Consider the following 17,081-nt stretch of genomic DNA (forward strand, 5'->3'; position numbering starts at 1 on the left):
TCCAACAGCTTTGCATTCCATAACATAGTGTTATGGAGATATTCCTTTGATTTATCATAAACTCCCAAAAAAGCCAAATCTACGGGGTGATTTGCCTTCTGTCATTAAACGGTCATTGAAGGGCTCACAAATACGGTTACCCTGATGGAGGGGAAGGGTTGTCTCCGTCAGAAATAACTATATTCAAGTGCCAGATTTTTCTGGCGCTATCCAATCAACCTTAAGGGAAAGACTAATGTCGATATTCAAAAAACTTTTTGTCCCTGCTGTTCTAGCGGCAGTCGCAGGCGGTGCAGGTCTTGCATCTGCTGCGACGGAAGTGCAGTGGTGGCATGCTATGGGCGGCACCAATGGTGAACGTGTCAACAAAATAGCTGCAGACTTCAACGCAACACAATCCGAATACAAGGTTGTTCCGACTTTCAAAGGTAACTACACCGAAACAATGACAGCGGCAATCGCAGCGTTCCGCGCGAAGAAGCAGCCTCATATTGTACAGGTATTTGAAGTGGGTACCGCGACGATGATGGCAGCCAAAGGAGCTGTCTATCCTGTTGAGGAAATGATGAAAGATGCGGGAGAGCCATTCGATAAATCTCAGTATCTGCCGGCCGTGATTAGTTACTATCAAACATCGGACGGAGAACTCCTCTCCATGCCATTCAACAGTTCGACACCTGTTCTTTGGTATAATGCTGATGCCTTTAAAAAAGCAGGCGTCGCATCTGTCCCAAAAACATGGCCTGAAATGAAAGCAGCCTCTGAGAAACTCGTTGCTGCTGGCTATAAGTGCGGATTTTCTTTTGGCTGGCAATCCTGGGTCATGGTCGAAAACTTCAGCGCTTGGCATAACTTGCCAATGGGCACAGAAGAAAACGGCTTTAAAGGAACCAACACAATCTTTGAATTCGACAATGATATTGTAAAGACACATATGACGAATTTGCAGGACTGGTCAAAAAACAAACTGTTCGTTTATGGTGGCCGTCGTGGTGACAGCCTGTCCATGTTCACAAATGGCGAATGTGGTATGTGGATGAATTCATCTGCATATTACGGCTCAATCAAGAAGCAAGCCAAATTTGAGTTTGGACAATCTATGCTTCCTTTCTATCCGAATGTTATCAAATCGCCACAAAATTCCATCATTGGTGGAGCTACATTGTGGGTTCTTAAGGGCAAGAAAGCAGATGAATATAAGGGTGTTGCTCAGTTCATGAATTACTTGTCGTCGCCAGAAGTTCAAGCTTGGTGGCATCAGGAAACCGGATATGTGCCGATTACGACACCTGCTTATGAGCTCTCAAAGAAACAGGGCTTTTATAAGTCAAATCCCGGGACAGATACGGCGATCAAACAGCTGAGCTTGAATACGCCAACACCAAATTCTCGTGGTATCCGTTTCGGTAATTTTGTTCAGATCCGGGATGTCATCAACGAAGAAATGGAAGCAATCTGGAGCGGTGATAAAACCGGTGCTGCAGGCATGGACGAAGCTGCAAAACGCGGCGATGTTCTGCTTCGGAAATTTGAACGTGCGAACGGGTCCTAACGTTCAATAATCTTCAACCAATTGTTCGCTGCGGCCATCTGTGTCGCAGCGAACTGTTTCAGGGGACCTTAGTTTTATGCTGAAGAATGTTCATTTTGGGCCTTCGGTATTGCCATTCTTACTGGTGGCGCCGCAGATAATCGTCACGATCATCTTTTTCATATGGCCGGCAGGCCAGGCTCTATATCAATCACTCTTGATACAGGATGCCTTTGGTCTGAGTACCGAATTTGTCTGGCTAGAAAATTTTGTTACCCTGTTTGACGAGGAGCAATATAGAAACTCCTTCGGCAGGACCATAGTTTTTTCCTCCCTCGTTGCATTCCTATCAATGTCATTTGCACTTATATTGGCAGTGCTTGCTGACCGGGTCATAAAGGGGTCGGGTACCTATAGAACGCTCCTCATCTGGCCTTATGCCGTCGCGCCGGTTACGGCCGGTGCACTCTGGGTCTTCATGTTTGATCCGACATTGGGCATTGTAACCTATGGTTTATCGGCGATGGGATATGACTGGAACCATAAATTAAATGGCAGTGAAGCTATGGCGCTGGTTGTTATGGCTGCCGCTTGGAAGCAAGTCGCATATAATTTCCTCTTTTTCCTCGCGGGATTGCAGTCGATCCCGAAATCACTTATCGAAGCGGCGGCCATTGATGGCGCAGGACCTGTGAAGCGGTTTCGAGATATTATTTTTCCATTGCTATCGCCAACGACTTTCTTCCTGTTGGTTATTAACATCGTCTACGCCTTTTTTGACACTTTCGGTATCGTCCATGTCATGACTGCTGGCGGACCGGCAGGGGCAACCAACATTCTTGTCTATAAAGTGTTTAGTGATGGGTTCGTCGGACTGGATCTCGGCGGATCAGCTGCACAATCCGTTATTCTGATGATTATCGTTATTGGACTTACCGTGATCCAGTTCAAATATGTAGAGAAGAAGGTGGCATACTGATGATTGAAAACCGGCCACTATTAACAATTTTCTCGCACCTTATGCTGATACTGGGTGTCGCGATGATTGCTTTTCCAATTTGGATTACATTCGTTGCGGCAACGCATACGGACATTCGCATGACGCAGATTCCCTTACCCTTACTTCCGGGCGGTCATTTTTTTGAAAATCTGGACCTGGCTCTCAATAAGGGCCTTTCGGGACAAAGCGGACAGGGCGTTACCAGGATGCTCTGGAATAGTCTTGTTATGGCGATGATGATTGCAGTTGGTAAAATTGCAATTTCGCTGCTTTCCGCATTTGCCGTGGTTTATTTCCGATTTCCCTTCAGGATGTTTTTCTTTTGGATGATTTTTATTACTCTGATGCTGCCTGTAGAGGTGAGAATATTACCAACTTACGAGGTCGTGGCAAATCTCGGAATGCTGGATAGCTATTGGGGATTATCCATCCCCCTGATTGCATCGGCGACGGCGACATTTATGTTCCGGCAGGTATTTCTGACAATCCCCGATGAATTGCTGGAAGCCGCTCGTATTGACGGCGCCGGCCCCATGAGGTTTTTCTGGGACATCCTGATCCCGATGTCACGTACAAACATCGCCGCGTTATTCGTTATTTTGTTTATATACGGCTGGAACCAGTATTTGTGGCCGTTGCTTATCACCTCTGAAAACGACATGTATACGGTGGTCATGGGGATTAAACAGATGCTGGAAGCAGCTGAGCAGGCCCCGGAGTGGAATGTTATCATGATGACTGCACTCCTGGCTATGATCCCCCCTGTTTGCGTCGTGGTATTTATGCAAACCCTCTTCGTCAAAGGTCTGACGGAAACCGAGAAGTAAGATAATGAAAGCGATATTATGGCACGCGTAATTCTTGAAGATGTTCGAAAAACCTACCCCAATGGATTTAAAGCGATCCATGGTGTGGATGTGGCGATCGAAGAGGGTGAGTTTCTAGTTCTTGTCGGGCCATCGGGCTGCGGTAAATCTACGCTCCTGCGGATGATTGCCGGGCTGGAATCTGTAACGGAGGGTTCGGTAAGTATCGGTGAGCGCCGGGTAAACGATCTGGAGCCTTCCGAACGGGATATCGCAATGGTTTTTCAAAACTATGCTCTCTATCCGCATATGAGTGTTTATAAAAACATGGCCTATGGTCTGAAAATAATGGGCCTTCCCAAGGAAGAAATTAACCAACGCGTAAAAAAAGCGGCTGAAATACTGGAATTGACAGAAGAACAGCTTACCCGAAAACCTAAGCAATTAAGTGGTGGTCAACGTCAGCGTGTTGCCATGGGACGTGCAATAGTTCGAGAGCCCAGTGTTTTCCTGTTTGACGAGCCTCTGTCCAATCTTGATGCGAAGCTGCGGGTCCAAATGCGCCTTGAAATAAAGCAATTACAATCGGAACTCGGTATTACCAGTGTTTATGTTACTCATGATCAGGTTGAAGCCATGACGCTCGGTCATCGCCTGATGGTATTGAATGCGGGAAATGTTGAACAATTGGGGACACCGATCGAGCTTTATCAACGACCGGCATCCTTGTTTGTCGCCGGTTTTATTGGATCCCCCAGTATGAATTTTGCAGACGCAAAAATAGATGCTGAGGGAAAAAACGTTACGATTTCGGGTCAGGCAGCATTGCCGCTTGGAGATGGAGGTATGCCAAAGCATGCTGGGAAAGATGTAACACTGGGCATTCGTCCGGAACATCTCGAACTGGCAGGCGATGAAGCAGGATCTGTCCCGTTGATCGCATCGATGATAGAGCATCTGGGAGCGGATACCCTAATTCACGGACATTTTGGAGAAAGCAAATCCAACCTTACCGTTCGAATAGAAGGAATTCAGTATGTTAATCCAGGCGATGCGCTGCCCATCCGGGTATCGCCGGATCATCTGCATTTATTTGATCCGGCGACGGAAAAACGTTTGGAGAATTAAAGTCTCAACGAAATTATTTAGGCCAAGCTCCCTGATAGGGTGTTTTGAGCGCACGTGCTACCAGCTCAAGGCGATCCTGCCCGTAAAACATATCCCCGTCGACAAAATAAGTCGGTGATCCAAACACCGAACGTTCGATCGCTTCTTTCGTGTTCTGGGCATAAATTTCCTGCACTTCAGGAGTGACTGCGGTTTCGAGCAGGGCTTCCGCATCAAGATCCACAGCTTGGCCTATTTTTATGAGATCTGTTCGATTATCGAGATCATAGTCATCTACCCAATGAGCCCGCAGCATTTCATGAGACAGTTTGTCTATATTTAGACCCTGAACCAATCCGGCAATTAACATGCAATTGGAAAGTGTTATATCATTGCTGTGATATGTCGGTGTGCCATCCATAATTGGAATGCTTCTCTGCTCGGCCCAACGTTCAATTTCTCTGCCAAAATAATAATCCATATGAGCAGGAGAGCGCTTGCCAAACTGTGTCGGCCCCATGGCGGCAACAACTGCGCGTAAATCAATTGGACGGTGGTCAATCTCCCGTCCCGCATCTGCAGCAATATTGATAAAGGCAGCGGAGCCGATATATGCGAAGGCAGAGTATCCAGCGTAAAAATATTCAATTTTTGACATAAGTTGCTTTCTTTTGCTTTTGAGTTTTGCGCCAATTCGAGATTAGATCAATAGTTTGTCAATGTCCGGCGAACAGCATCTTGCCACCGGGCGTAGGCGGCTTCTCGCTGATCATCTGACCAGGCCGGTGTAAATTGTTTTTCGCATTTCCAGGCTTGTGAAAATGTTTCAAGATCTGGATAAAATCCGATTTTCAAGCCTGCCAGGTAAGCCGCCCCCAACGCTGTGGTTTCAGTGGAAACCGGTCGATCAACCGGCGCTCCCAACATATCGGCTAGGCGTTGCATCGTCCAGTTGGATGCCACCATGCCACCGTCGACACGGAGCACGGTGTCAAGGTTGCCTGAATAATCAGCATGCATGGCGTTAAGTAAATCACGTGTTTGGTAGCAGACCGATTCAAGGGCAGCCTTTGCAAGCTCCCGCGGGCCCGTTGCCCGGGTCAATCCAAAAATAGCTCCGCGACATTCCGCATCCCAATGAGGGACGCCCAGTCCCACGAACGCCGGAACCAAGATAACGGATTGATTGGGGTCTGCGTCTTCGGCGAATTCACCCGACTGCCCTGCATGGCCGATTATTTTTAAACCATCTCGAAGCCATTGGACGGCCGCGCCGGCGACAAAAATCGATCCTTCAAGTGCGTATGTAGGTTTACCGTCGAGCTGATAGGCAATCGTCGTTAAAAGTTTATGTTTGGATTTAACCGGCGTATCACCCGTATTTAGTAACGCAAAACAACCGGTGCCATATGTTGATTTCATCATCCCCGGATTGAAACAGGCTTGGCCAATTGTTGCCGACTGCTGATCTCCTGCCACTCCGGTAATTTGCACAGGGGCGCCAAATAAATCCGGGTCAGTTGTGCCAAAATTTCCCGCACTGTCTTTCACGTCCGGGAGCATTGATTTTGGAATTCGTAAAATATCCATCAGTTCATCAGACCAACCGCCGGCATGTATGTCATAAATCAATGTGCGGCTAGCGTTGGTCGCGTCTGTCGCATGTATTTTTCCACCTGTCAGACGCCACAAAAGGAAACAGTCGATTGTTCCAAAAGCAAGTTCTCCATTTTCCGCTTGATTCCTCGCACCGGGGACATTGTCCAAAATCCAGGCGATTTTTGTGCCCGAAAAATAGGGATCCAACAACAATCCTGTTTTTTTAGAAAATGTTTCTTCCAATCCCCGCTGTTTAAGCTCATTGCAAATTTCTGCGGTTCGGCGATCTTGCCAAACAATAGCATTATAGATCGGCTTGCCTGTTTTACGGTTCCAAATAACCGTTGTTTCCCGTTGATTTGTAATACCGATGGCAGCTATGTCATTGATATCAATCCGTGCGTTCTCCAAAGCTTGCTTGCCGGTTTCAATGGTTGTTCGCCAAATATCCTCTGGATCATGCTCAACCCAACCTGAGTTTGGATAATGCTGCGTGAATTCCTGTTGCCCGATAGCGACCGACATATAGTCTTTGTCGAAAATTATGGCCCGGCTCGACGTGGTTCCTTGATCAAAAGCGAGAATATAACGTGACATTCAGGCACTTTCTTTTTTTAATTTAAATTTTCAGAGACGATATTTTGCCACTGAATGCGGTGAAGAGCTAGCTTGTTCTCTGATAGCTGGAAATTAGCTAAAGAAAGCGCCTTTGGCAAAAAAATCTAAGCCGTCTTTTCCAGAAGAATAACGCCAGCAGCCGTATTGGATATAGGGATATGGTAGTTTCGCGAAAGCTCCTTCACATTTTCGCCAAGAGCCCCCCGCATGATGAGCCACATAATCATCTCAACGCCTTGCGGGCCTGCAAGTTCAGCAAGTTGATGATTATTATACTGTAATAACCATTCAGGCTCTTTTGCTAGTTTCTCCAAAAACTCTGTGTCAAAGGCCCGGTTGGTAAAACCTGCACGCTCCCCATCCAGTTGATGCGATAATCCGCCAGTGCCCAGTATGACCACATCCAGATCTTCCTCATAGCTCTCAATCGCTCGTCCAATGGCTTCTCCAAGTCGCAGGCATCTATTGGCAGTTGGAAACGGCGACTGGACGACATTGACGCAAACCGGAATAACCTTGATTTGCTCTGTCAGTATTCGATTTGGCCACATTAAGGACATCGGCACTGTAAATCCGTGATCGACGAGCATTTCCTGGCAGCTTGTGATATCAAATTCGTCATTTACCAGGGAATTTATAAGATGCCAGGACAAAGGAGGGTGGCCGGGAAATGGCTCAAGAGGTTTCAATCCCCATCCTTCATCAGAATTCTGATATTCTGCCGCAGCGCCAATTGCAAATGTTGGCATTTTATCTAGAAAGAAATTTAGTCCATGGTCATTATATACCAGGATTGCGACATCCGGCTTCTTCGCCTCCAGCCACTCCCATACAGGTTCATAGCCTGTAAAAAAGGGTTGCCAGTAAGGGTCTTGCTGAAGGTTTTGTTCGATCGCATTCCCAATGGCTGGAACATGAGAACTTCCAATTCCGCCTAATAACTTTGCCATTCTATTTTTCTCCCGCCGCAAGTAACTTTGCTTTGAATTCGTCAAGAGATACGCCTGATTGCTGTGCTCCAATATCCTGCATATTCAATCCAAACATTCCGGTCAGCTTCGCAAGATAGTAGATATTTCCGCCGAGTTTCAGTAACTCCAGAACGTCCCGGGATTTAACGGCAGCCCGCTGTGCATCTGTAATTTCATACTGATCACAGTAAGCGTCTTCGTTCGCCTTAAACGCGTCACGGTTTTCAGCTGAATTGAAAGAGAAACACATCTTGTTCAGAGCATAGCCTTTCATCGCCATATTACCGTCAAATATCAAGGTGCCAGATATAGGTTCGTCTTTTCGAAATTCTGTCATGGCTTAATTCCTTTCTCTGCGGCGGCGGCTTCCTCTGGCCAATAAAGCCGCAAGGGGTTTGCCACAAGTAGTTTTCGTTGAAGTTCCAGGGTTTGCGCGATTTGCGGAATGACATCAACCAGAACGCCTTCATCCGGTACGTGGGATTTCATATTCGGATGCGGCCAATCCGTCCCCCAAAGCACGCGATCCGAAAAAGTCTCCACAAGAATACGGCTAAAGGGAATGACGTCGTCATAGGGTGGCCCCTGTGTTGTCAGCCTTTCCGGGCAGCTGACTTTAGTCCAGAATTTCTCATTTTCTTCCATAAGATTGACAAAACGTTGAAAATTCGGATGCGACGGATTTTTATCAATATCCGGCCTCCCCATGTGATCGATTACGACAATCGTCGGCAATTTCTCTAGAAAAGGAGTGAGTTCTTCAAGATCCGCAGCTTCAAAATACACGACGATATGCCACCCCAGTTCGGCAATTCGATCGGCAACCCTCAGGAACACTTCTTTTGGTGTTGCATCCACAAGTCTTTTTACAAAATTGAAACGTACAGCACGAACGCCTGCTGCATCCATGTTCTCAAGCTCGCGGTCAGAGATAGCAGGATCAATAACAGCGACACCTCGGGCAAGGTTGTCTGATGAAATCAGCGCGTCAATGAGGGCGTCATTGTTACGGCCGTGGCAGGACGCCTGGACAATGACATTCCTGGAGAACCCAAGATGATCGCGGAGCTTGAACAGTTTCGATTTTGGCGCATCACATGGTGTATATTTGCGTTCAGCGGCATATGGAAATTGATCTGCTGGGCCAAAGACATGACAATGCGCATCGACAGCATCAACGGGAGCGATAAAAGATGGTTTCGCCGGACTGGGGTGAAAGGGAAGATAATCAGCATCCATTTTAATACTCCTCAGGGCGCATAAACAGTTCCATCAAAAAGTTTGCGAGCTGTCCTTATAATTGCGGCGCTGTCGATATTGCCGTCATCATTCATATCCAGCATGACCGCCGTGCGGCCAATTGGGTGCTCTATTTCCAACTCTTTATTTGGGCCGGGGGGAATTATTGCCAGGTCCGTAGCAACGGATCCATTCATTGCGCAAGCGGTGGCCACGGTAACAGCTCCAAGGACACCAATTGACGCATGACAGCGATGAGGAATAAAGGTCCGTGTCGAAATCGCTCCGCCATGTTTGGGCGCACTAACCATACACATTTTTGGCACAGTTTTATTCGCGACGTCTCCCAATTTCATTATTGGTCCAACTTGCAGGCGTATGTTTTCAAGACGTTGTTTAAGTGCTGTGTTTGCGTCGAGCTCTTCACGGCTTTCATTCCCCGATACCCCCATATCGCAGGCCCGTAAAATGACAGAAGGCATGCCGTTATCTATGAGCGTTACTTCCACGTCATCTATTGTATCAATGATATTTCCGCTGGGAAGCAATGCACCGCAGCTTGACCCTGCCGTGTCCGTAAAGGTTATTGGAATTGCCGCGGCATTGCCGGGGACACCATCAATTTCGGCTTTGCCCTTGTAATTGACGCTACCGTCAGGTGTATTGATTTTGACAACAGCGGTCTGCCCTGTATTCTCCATAAAAATTCGGATTTCTGTTGTGCCCTTGGCCGCTGGAACAAGCCCGCGCTCGATGGCAAAAGGTCCGACACCTGCGAGTAAATTGCCGCAATTCTGTGCGCTGGATACCTGAGGCAGGTCGACAGCTATCTGCAAAAATAAGTAATCCACATCTGCATTCGGATTACTCGAGGGCTTGACGATTGCTATTTTTGAAGTGAGCGGGTCGGCGCCCCCCATGCCGTCGATTTGACGGGGGTCAGGAGATCCCATGATCCCCATTAGAAAATTATCCCGTTCCCCTGGATGCTCAGGTAAATCGGATTCAAGAAAGTATCCGCCCTTCGAAGTACCGCCACGCATCCACATACAAGGCGCACTAAACATATTTTAGTCCTTTTTGCGTCAATCGCTCCCGCATTTTATACATATCCAGACCAAGCTCTCCGGTCGCAAGTCGGGCACGTTTCTCCTCTTCCAATGCGATCCGTGCCTCCGCTTTATCAGCAACTTCAGCAGCCATTTCTCGCCGAACAACACAAACGCCATCGTCATCGGCGACAATAACGTCGCCGGGATTAATCAGGGCCCCGGCACAGACAACGGGAATATTCACGGAGCCCAATGTTTCCTTGATAGTGCCTTCCGCGCAGATGGCTTTGGACCAAACCGGAAAATTCATAGCTGTCAAATCCCGGATATCGCGAACGCCGCCATCTACAATTAAACCAACACCACCATGGGCTTGCATTGATGTTGCGAGTAAATCTCCAAAATATCCGGCATCTGAAGGTGACGTCGTCGCCAGAACCAAAATATCGCCGGCTTGAACCTGTTCTATTGCGACATGAAGCATCCAGTTGTCAGCAGGAGGTGCCAAAATAGTGACAGCGGACGCCCCAATAGAAGCGCCGGAAAAAATTGGCCGCATATAAGAAGCAAGCAGTCCTTTACGTCCTTGCGCTTCGTGAACGGTTGCAACACCGCATTTTCCAAGGCGGGAAATCACTGTTTTCTCTGCGCGTTCTATATTTTGTACGACGATACTCATGACAGTTCATCCACAGTGCGAGGGTAGATTGACTGAAACCCTTCCGCATATTTGGCCGCGCGCCCCCCAGACTGGCCGCCGGAATTGCGGCGAAAATGATTTCCACGGTTTTCAGCGACATTGGTATAAAAATCCCAAAGATGCTCCTGCCCCTGCATGCATTCGATAGCAGCGCGCTTTTTATGCCAGACATCCGTGATATCCAGAAAAACATCCGGCTTCCAACCCATTTGCTCAGTTTGGTGTGGCTCGAACAGATATAGCTGCGGAGCGCCAAGAATTTTTTCTCCCGGGTTATGGCCCCAGGCTTGAGCAATCATCCGGCATTCCATCGCTAATGTTGTCGCGAAGCTGTGGTCCGTATTATAAGGATCATATTGCGAGTGACTGAGCATGAAGCTCGGTTGTACCTGGCGTATTAGGTCGACGAGTTTAAATTTATCGTCCCGCGTCACTTCCAGAGGGTAATCGCCGAGATCAAAAAACCTGATATCATGTGCATCCAAAGCTTTGGCAGCGTTTTCGGCTTCAACCTGTCGCGCTTTCTTCACTTTATCAAGGGTGGTGCCGCCCTCTTGTTTCCATAATTTTGCAGACTCGCCCCGTTCCCCATAGGATAAGCAGGCTATTGTAACGTCGTAGCCTTTTTCTTGATGTAATGCGATAGCGCCTGCACAGCGCCAAACGAAGTCCGCGGCATGCGCGCTTATTACCAATGCAGTTTTATTTTCGGCCATTTATAAGCTCCCGAAGATAACGATAAATCCAATACCAATTTGATTGTTCTGCAGTTTACAGCTTCAACTGATGAGATAAATTTTGCTATTTCAAAATCACATTTATGATATAATTTTTTCCTATAGTCGAACATGAAAATAAATGGAATTGTAGTTGCATGAACAGAACGGCGCCCAATTTACGGCATTTGCGTGCCTTCCGTTCCGTGGCTTTTCATCAAAGTATAAGCCGGGCATCTGAAGAAGTTTTCTTATCGCAACCCGCTATAACACAAGCTATAGCGAACATTGAAAAAGCGTTGAATGTCGAGCTTTTTCTGCGCCGGTCTGACGGAGTGTTTTTGACAGAAGCCGGAAAACTATTCCTTAAGAGGTCGGAAAGGGCAGATTATTATTTGCGCACAGGAATTGATGAAGCTCTTGCGATGTCGGGAGTAAAAAAGAAAATTACTTTCGCAAAACTGCACCAACTGATTTCAGGAGTACAAATGCGGGCTTTAATTGCTGTTTCTGAAACTGGGAATTTTAGTTTGGCGGCCCGCAGTATCGGTATTTCGCAACCCTCGTTGTACAGAGCCGCGCGGGACCTCGAACGATTGTCCGAAATGACGTTATTCAAGAAAGACAGTCGCGGGATCAGTTTGACGGCTGCCGCTACCATATGGGCTCGATACGCTAAACTGGCATTTGCGGAATTATCCCAGACATATATGGAAATCGAAGAGTTCAAGGGGATTGATACCGGCCGCATTGTCGTCGGAACCATGCCATTGGCCCGCAGCTTTGTATTGCCGTCTGCCATTAATGCAGTGACAAAAAAAAGACCCGGAATCGAAGTAAGCGTTATTGATGGGCCCTACGAGGAACTGCTTCATGGTCTCCGGCACGGTGAAATTGATTTGCTTATTGGAGCGCTCAGAGATCCGCCGCCGATCGAAGATGTCGTGGAGGAGGCGTTGTTTGACGATAGCTTAGCGCTCATTGTACGAAATGGGCATCCGCTAGAAAAGAAAGCACAATTAACCATCGAACAATTGTCTGATTATCCCTGGATTACACCGAGGATAGGGTCACCAACACGCGCTAAATTTGAGGCGCTATTTGCGGAGTCTCCCGCTTTGCGGCCTGCCAGTATTATTGAAGCCAGTTCGCTTGTTTTAATCCGTGGATTGTTGATGGACAGTGATCGAATAACAATTTTGTCAGCTCATCAGGTTCGTCATGAAAAAGAATGGGGGCTGCTGAGCTTGCTTTCCTTCAAATTAAAAGAAGCGCAACGTCCCATAGGATTGACAATGCGAAGAGAATGGCATCCCACAGCCAGCCAGGCTGATTTTGTTGAGGCGCTGCGACGAGCAGGACGAGAGGCTGCTGCGAGTTGAGCGTTATTCAAAAATTCAATTAGGGACATATCTTTTTTAATTACCGTTGCGGGCCCACACAGGCTAAGCAAGGGATATGAAGACATGTCATATGCGGAGTATGGAATGAGTAGGAAAATCGTGTGAATCCCGAGAAGCTAAATATTGCTCTGATTGGCTTTGGAGAAGCTGCCGGTGCGTTTGTCTCTGGTTGGAATACGGTTACCAATTTCTCGATATCCGCCTTTGATATCAAGACTGATAGCCCGGTGACTGGTGAAGCGGACGACATGTGGGAGGCATACAGTCGCGCGAAAATTTCGGGCTGTTCAACATTGGCGGAATCCGTTCAAGATGCAAATGTCGTCTTTTCATTGGTCACTGCGGATCGCGCTTTTTCGGCCGCAGAACTGTCCGCGCAGCACCTGCGCCCGAAGGCCCTTTATTTGGATTGCAACTCTTGTGCGCCCGGCACGAAGAAGCGATCGTCTCATATTATAAATGCGAGAGGGGGACGGTATGTTGACGTTGCCGTTATGGCGCCGGTATACCCCAAGCTTCATAAGACACCGTTGCTTATTAGTGGTGAATTTTCAACTGAAGCTGCAACCGTTTTGGATTGCTTGCAGATGGATGCAACAAAAATTGAGGGTGAGGTCGGGACCTCTTCATCCGTAAAAATGATCCGCAGTATCATGATGAAGGGTCTTGAGGCCTTGTTTTCAGAATGTATACTCGCCGGCCGACGTGCCGGGGTCGATGAAAAAGTTATTGCGTCTTTGGATCTTACATATCCTGGTTTTGGTTTCGCCGACAAATCCGCCTATATGTTGGAAAGAATGATGCAGCATGGGGAACGGCGCGCTGCGGAAATGAAAGAGGTTGCTTTAACCATAGCAGATTTGGATTTACCGTCAGATATGGCTGCCGCTACTGTTGAATGGCAACAGCGTATCGGTGAGCTGGGGGTGTCGGCTGGAGAAAATGACTATGCTGGCCGCGCGGATATTCTTCTAACCGCGCTTGATAAAATTAAACGGAGCGAATGAAAATGAGAGTATGTGTTGCTGGCGCGGCCGGCGCCTTTGGCCAAAAGCATTTGGATGCCATTGGACAGATAGAAAATGTCGAAGTGACGTCGATTGTAGGACGAGAGTCGGAAACGACAGCCGCCGCAGCCGAAGCTCGGAATATCCCACATTGGACACTTGATCTGTCGGAAAGTCTTATGCGCGACGATGTCGATAGTGTCATCCTGTCGACCCCAACACAAATGCATGCAGATCAGGCAATAGCGTGTCTGCGGGCTGGTAAGCATGTGCTTGTCGAAATTCCGATGGCGGATAATCTAGCGGATTCAAAACGGTTGGTTACTGCCCAGCAGGAAACAGGCCTGGTCGCCATGGCTGGGCATGTAAGACGATTTAATCCCAGCCATCAATGGATCCACAACAAGATAAAAGCGGGCGAACTGGCTCTTCAACAATTAGATGTGCAAACATATTTCTTTCGAAGAACCAATACCAATGCGCTGGGGAAACCGCGAAGCTGGACGGATCATCTTCTGTGGCATCATGCCTGCCATACAGTGGACCTCTTCCAGTATCAGACTGGCGCTCCAGCAGCCGAGGTTTATGGCTTTCAGGGTCCTGTGCATCCGGATCTCGGTATCGCATTGGACATGAGTATCGGAATGAAATCTCCGAAAGGGGCCCTCTGCACGTTATCTCTTTCGTTCAATAATGATGGCCCGTTCGGCACCTTTTTCAGATATATCTGCGATAAAGGAACCTTTATTGCCCGCTATGATGATTTGGTTGATGGCTACGAAAATCCAGTGGATCTTTCCGGTGTTGCTGTATCCAGTAATGGCATAGAGCTCATTGATCGCGAGTTTTTTTCCGCCATTAGTGAAGGACGCGAGCCCAATAGTAGTGTGGCCCAATGTTTGCCGGCAATGGAAACCCTGGATCGAATAGAGAAAAGCTTCGGCGCATAAAACAAGGAAGATAAAGATGCGAACGCGACAAATCGGAGAGTTTTCTGTTTCATCAATTGGGTTGGGTTGTATGAGTTTGTCTTTTGCATACGGTGATGTGCCGGACACCGAATATGGCGCGAAATTACTGCATGAGGCATTGGATACCGGATATACCATGCTTGATACTGCAGCTCTCTACGGCAATGGGGCGAATGAAACCCTAATTGGCGAAACACTTAAGGCGCGGCGCAATGACTATATGCTGGCAAGTAAATGCGGCATTAGCAAAAATGAGGAGGGTGTTCGGACCATTAACGGCAAGCCGTCTGAAATTCGAAAGGTTTGCGAAGAAAGTCTCCGATTGTTGCAGACAGACGTCATTGATCTGTACTATTTGCATCGGCTGGACTTTACAATTCCCATTGAAGAAAGCGTTGGTACTTTATCAGAACTGGTTACAGAAGGAAAAATCCGATCAATAGGGTTGTCGGAAATGTCAGCAGAAACCATCCGCCGGGCCCATGCGGTCCATCCGATCTCGGCTGTACAGTCAGAATACTCCCTTTGGACCCGAAATCCGGAAATAGCAGTGTTGGATACATGTAAGGATATCGGTGCGGCTTTTGTCGCCTTCAGTCCGTTGGCGCGGGCTTTTCTCACAGGTACTTTACAAGATCCCCAGAGCTTGCCGGACGGCGATTTGCGCTATGGAATGCCTAGATTTGAACCTGAGAATTATCAAAAGAACCTCGAATTGCTGGAGGAATACGCGAACCTTGCTGAGGAAAGCGGTTGTTCCATGGCACAGCTTGCCTTGGCCTGGTTATTGGCGAAGGACGATCATATTATTCCAATACCGGGTACAAAGAACATTGACCATATGCGAGAAAATGCCGGAGCAGATGCTGTTACCTTAAGCGAAGAAGTCATTGTCTGTCTGGACCAGCTTATTAATCAAAAGACCGTGCATGGTTCAAGATATAATGCGGCGGCTCAGTCAAAAATAGATACCGAAGAATTTGCTTGATTGACTTAGCGTTCGAACCGTGCGGCAATGGCGTTTTGCTGAGAATTCCGGAAAATTGGTAGAAATATGCTACAGGCAACCGGCACATTGAGCTTTGTGCGTCAGGAATGGCGTTTCCTGCTTTTCGGAACATTGTTAGCGTTCTGGTCGGGGCCCGGCCAGACATTTGTAATATCGGTTGTTGGCGGCCATATCCGCGAAGATTTTAGCCTGTCTCACGGTGATTTTGGCGCCATTTATACGTTAGCGACATTAGTTTGCGCCGGCTTGTTGTGGAAGGCTGGCCCGCTGGTCGACAGTTTACCTCTACGGCAATTTGTTATCAAAGTGGCGATTGCCATGATATTGGCAATGGTTGCGTTTGGTTTTGTGCAAGGGCCCATAACGCTTTTTCTGGGAATAATCGCCGTTCGATTCCTCGGCCAGGGTATGATGACCCATATTGCCTTCACATCTATGGCGCGCCGGTATGAAGCGGAAAGAGGCCGCGCGGTCGCGATAGCTGCCCTTGGCTTTCCCTTGGGCGAGGCATTGTTTCCGCCTTTAATTGTCATCGCCATGGGTATTGTCGATTGGCGCCTTATCTGGCCGGCGATGGCTGTTTTGGCCGCAATAATGCTGCTTCCCACTATTCCGTATTTAATTCGCCATACATCAAACCAGGACGGACATGGTGTGCGTGATTTGATGGCTGCGGATGCGGATGCCAAACACTGGACGCGGGCGGAAATGTTGCGGGACAAGAAATTTTATCTTTTGGCGCCAACCGCCATGGCGCAATCTGGAATTTTTACAGGGTTGTTTTTTCATCAGGTATTCTTGGTCGCGGAAAAAGGCTGGAGTTTTGAATGGTGGAGTCTTTGTTTCACCATCTTTGCGGTGACGTCAATATTTGGGGGAGTGGCTTCCGGGATCCTGGTCGATAAATTTCGGGCGCGGACGTTGGTCCCCTTCGTGCTGCTTCCTCTTTTAGGGGGCAGTTTGGTTTTTTCTTACGCGGGGCCGCCGTTTTATGCAGCCGTAGTCATGTTTATCTTAGGGCTTGGTGCCGGTGCGACCAATCCCATCCTATCTTCACTATGGCCGGAATTATATGGGACCCGTCATCTCGGTGCCATTCGCTCTGTCGCGACAGTTGTAATGGTCTTCGGATCCGCGTTAGGCCCCGTATTTATGGGATGGGCATTGGATGCAGATTTTACCTTGCACCACATTGTCCTGACGTCCATCTGTATAATAATTGTCAGTTCGGCGCTTGCCAAAATGGCACTGAATACAAAATCGAGCTTCGCGAAATAGACAACCGAATTGGATTTGAGAGGATATTTTACAACAATACTTACTATTTATTGACATTGTTTCGCTAAAATTAA

At 47.8% G+C, this 17,081-nt stretch carries 17 protein-coding genes; 9 read left to right on the plus strand and 8 right to left on the minus strand.

The genetic code is table 11. The annotated features are described in order from the left end of the window. Positions 1–235 precede the first annotated feature (235 nt). The 4 genes from ugpB (at position 236) to NBZ79_RS04445 (ending at position 4,465) form a co-directional block, all read left to right on the plus strand. Complete coding sequence (gene ugpB, locus NBZ79_RS04430) at positions 236–1,552, plus strand: sn-glycerol-3-phosphate ABC transporter substrate-binding protein UgpB (RefSeq protein ID WP_251935853.1); 1,317 nt, start codon at positions 236–238, stop codon at positions 1,550–1,552. A gap of 76 nt (positions 1,553–1,628) precedes the next feature. After that, on the plus strand, positions 1,629–2,510 hold the full coding sequence (gene ugpA / locus NBZ79_RS04435) for a sn-glycerol-3-phosphate ABC transporter permease UgpA (protein ID WP_251935855.1): 882 nt from the start codon (positions 1,629–1,631) through the stop codon (positions 2,508–2,510). After that, complete coding sequence (gene ugpE, locus NBZ79_RS04440) at positions 2,510–3,358, plus strand: sn-glycerol-3-phosphate ABC transporter permease UgpE (RefSeq protein ID WP_251935857.1); 849 nt, start codon at positions 2,510–2,512, stop codon at positions 3,356–3,358. Before ugpA ends, ugpE begins: the two co-directional genes overlap by 1 nt. Before the next feature lie 18 nt (positions 3,359–3,376). Continuing rightward, positions 3,377–4,465 (plus strand): sn-glycerol-3-phosphate import ATP-binding protein UgpC, encoded by a 1,089-nt coding sequence (locus NBZ79_RS04445; protein WP_251935859.1) that lies wholly within the window; start codon positions 3,377–3,379, stop codon positions 4,463–4,465. 13 nt (positions 4,466–4,478) lie between these two features. Here the strand turns inward: NBZ79_RS04445 and NBZ79_RS04450 are convergent, their stop codons facing one another. From NBZ79_RS04450 to NBZ79_RS04485, 8 genes are all read right to left on the minus strand, one after another. Next, complete coding sequence (locus NBZ79_RS04450) at positions 4,479–5,102, minus strand: 2-hydroxychromene-2-carboxylate isomerase (protein ID WP_251935861.1); 624 nt, start codon at positions 5,100–5,102, stop codon at positions 4,479–4,481. Between the two features lie 47 nt (positions 5,103–5,149). Next, the gene (glpK, locus tag NBZ79_RS04455; protein WP_251935863.1) at positions 5,150–6,640 is read right to left on the minus strand and encodes a glycerol kinase GlpK; all 1,491 of its coding nucleotides are present in this window, start codon (positions 6,638–6,640) and stop codon (positions 5,150–5,152) included. 125 nt (positions 6,641–6,765) lie between these two features. Beyond that, positions 6,766–7,611 carry a class III extradiol dioxygenase family protein gene (locus tag NBZ79_RS04460; RefSeq protein ID WP_251935864.1) on the minus strand — a complete coding sequence of 282 codons (846 nt, stop codon included), beginning with the start codon at positions 7,609–7,611 and terminating at the stop codon, positions 6,766–6,768. Position 7,612: 1 nt separating this feature from the next. Then, the gene (locus NBZ79_RS04465) at positions 7,613–7,969 is read right to left on the minus strand and encodes a protocatechuate 4,5-dioxygenase subunit alpha (protein WP_251935866.1); all 357 of its coding nucleotides are present in this window, start codon (positions 7,967–7,969) and stop codon (positions 7,613–7,615) included. Continuing rightward, on the minus strand, positions 7,966–8,871 hold the full coding sequence (locus tag NBZ79_RS04470; protein WP_251935868.1) for an amidohydrolase family protein: 906 nt from the start codon (positions 8,869–8,871) through the stop codon (positions 7,966–7,968). Before NBZ79_RS04470 ends, NBZ79_RS04465 begins: the two co-directional genes overlap by 4 nt. Positions 8,872–8,882: 11 nt before the next feature. Beyond that, on the minus strand, positions 8,883–9,938 hold the full coding sequence (locus tag NBZ79_RS04475) for a 4-oxalomesaconate tautomerase (RefSeq protein ID WP_251935870.1): 1,056 nt from the start codon (positions 9,936–9,938) through the stop codon (positions 8,883–8,885). After that, the gene (locus NBZ79_RS04480) at positions 9,931–10,602 is read right to left on the minus strand and encodes a 4-carboxy-4-hydroxy-2-oxoadipate aldolase/oxaloacetate decarboxylase (RefSeq protein ID WP_251935871.1); all 672 of its coding nucleotides are present in this window, start codon (positions 10,600–10,602) and stop codon (positions 9,931–9,933) included. Before NBZ79_RS04480 ends, NBZ79_RS04475 begins: the two co-directional genes overlap by 8 nt. Then, positions 10,599–11,339, minus strand: a complete 741-nt coding sequence (locus NBZ79_RS04485) for a PIG-L deacetylase family protein (protein WP_251935872.1) — start codon at positions 11,337–11,339, stop codon at positions 10,599–10,601. Before NBZ79_RS04485 ends, NBZ79_RS04480 begins: the two co-directional genes overlap by 4 nt. A gap of 158 nt (positions 11,340–11,497) precedes the next feature. Here NBZ79_RS04485 and NBZ79_RS04490 point away from each other — a divergent pair, with 158 nt between their 5' ends. The 5 genes from NBZ79_RS04490 to NBZ79_RS04510 all read left to right on the plus strand — a co-directional run bounded on the left by NBZ79_RS04490 (position 11,498) and on the right by NBZ79_RS04510 (position 17,007). Further along, the gene (locus NBZ79_RS04490; RefSeq protein WP_251935873.1) at positions 11,498–12,721 is read left to right on the plus strand and encodes a LysR family transcriptional regulator; all 1,224 of its coding nucleotides are present in this window, start codon (positions 11,498–11,500) and stop codon (positions 12,719–12,721) included. A gap of 122 nt (positions 12,722–12,843) precedes the next feature. Beyond that, positions 12,844–13,749 carry an NAD(P)-dependent oxidoreductase gene (locus tag NBZ79_RS04495; protein ID WP_251935874.1) on the plus strand — a complete coding sequence of 302 codons (906 nt, stop codon included), beginning with the start codon at positions 12,844–12,846 and terminating at the stop codon, positions 13,747–13,749. A 2-nt stretch (positions 13,750–13,751) separates the two neighbouring features. After that, positions 13,752–14,699, plus strand: a complete 948-nt coding sequence (locus tag NBZ79_RS04500; protein ID WP_251935875.1) for a Gfo/Idh/MocA family oxidoreductase — start codon at positions 13,752–13,754, stop codon at positions 14,697–14,699. 16 nt (positions 14,700–14,715) lie between these two features. Further along, entirely contained in the window at positions 14,716–15,708 is a 993-nt protein-coding gene (locus tag NBZ79_RS04505; RefSeq protein ID WP_251935876.1) for an aldo/keto reductase, read from the plus strand. Positions 15,709–15,774: 66 nt separating this feature from the next. Continuing rightward, positions 15,775–17,007, plus strand: a complete 1,233-nt coding sequence (locus NBZ79_RS04510; RefSeq protein WP_251935877.1) for an MFS transporter — start codon at positions 15,775–15,777, stop codon at positions 17,005–17,007. Positions 17,008–17,081 lie beyond the last annotated feature (74 nt).

The organism is Sneathiella marina (assembly GCF_023746535.1).
Lineage (GTDB): Bacteria > Pseudomonadota > Alphaproteobacteria > Sneathiellales > Sneathiellaceae > Sneathiella > Sneathiella marina.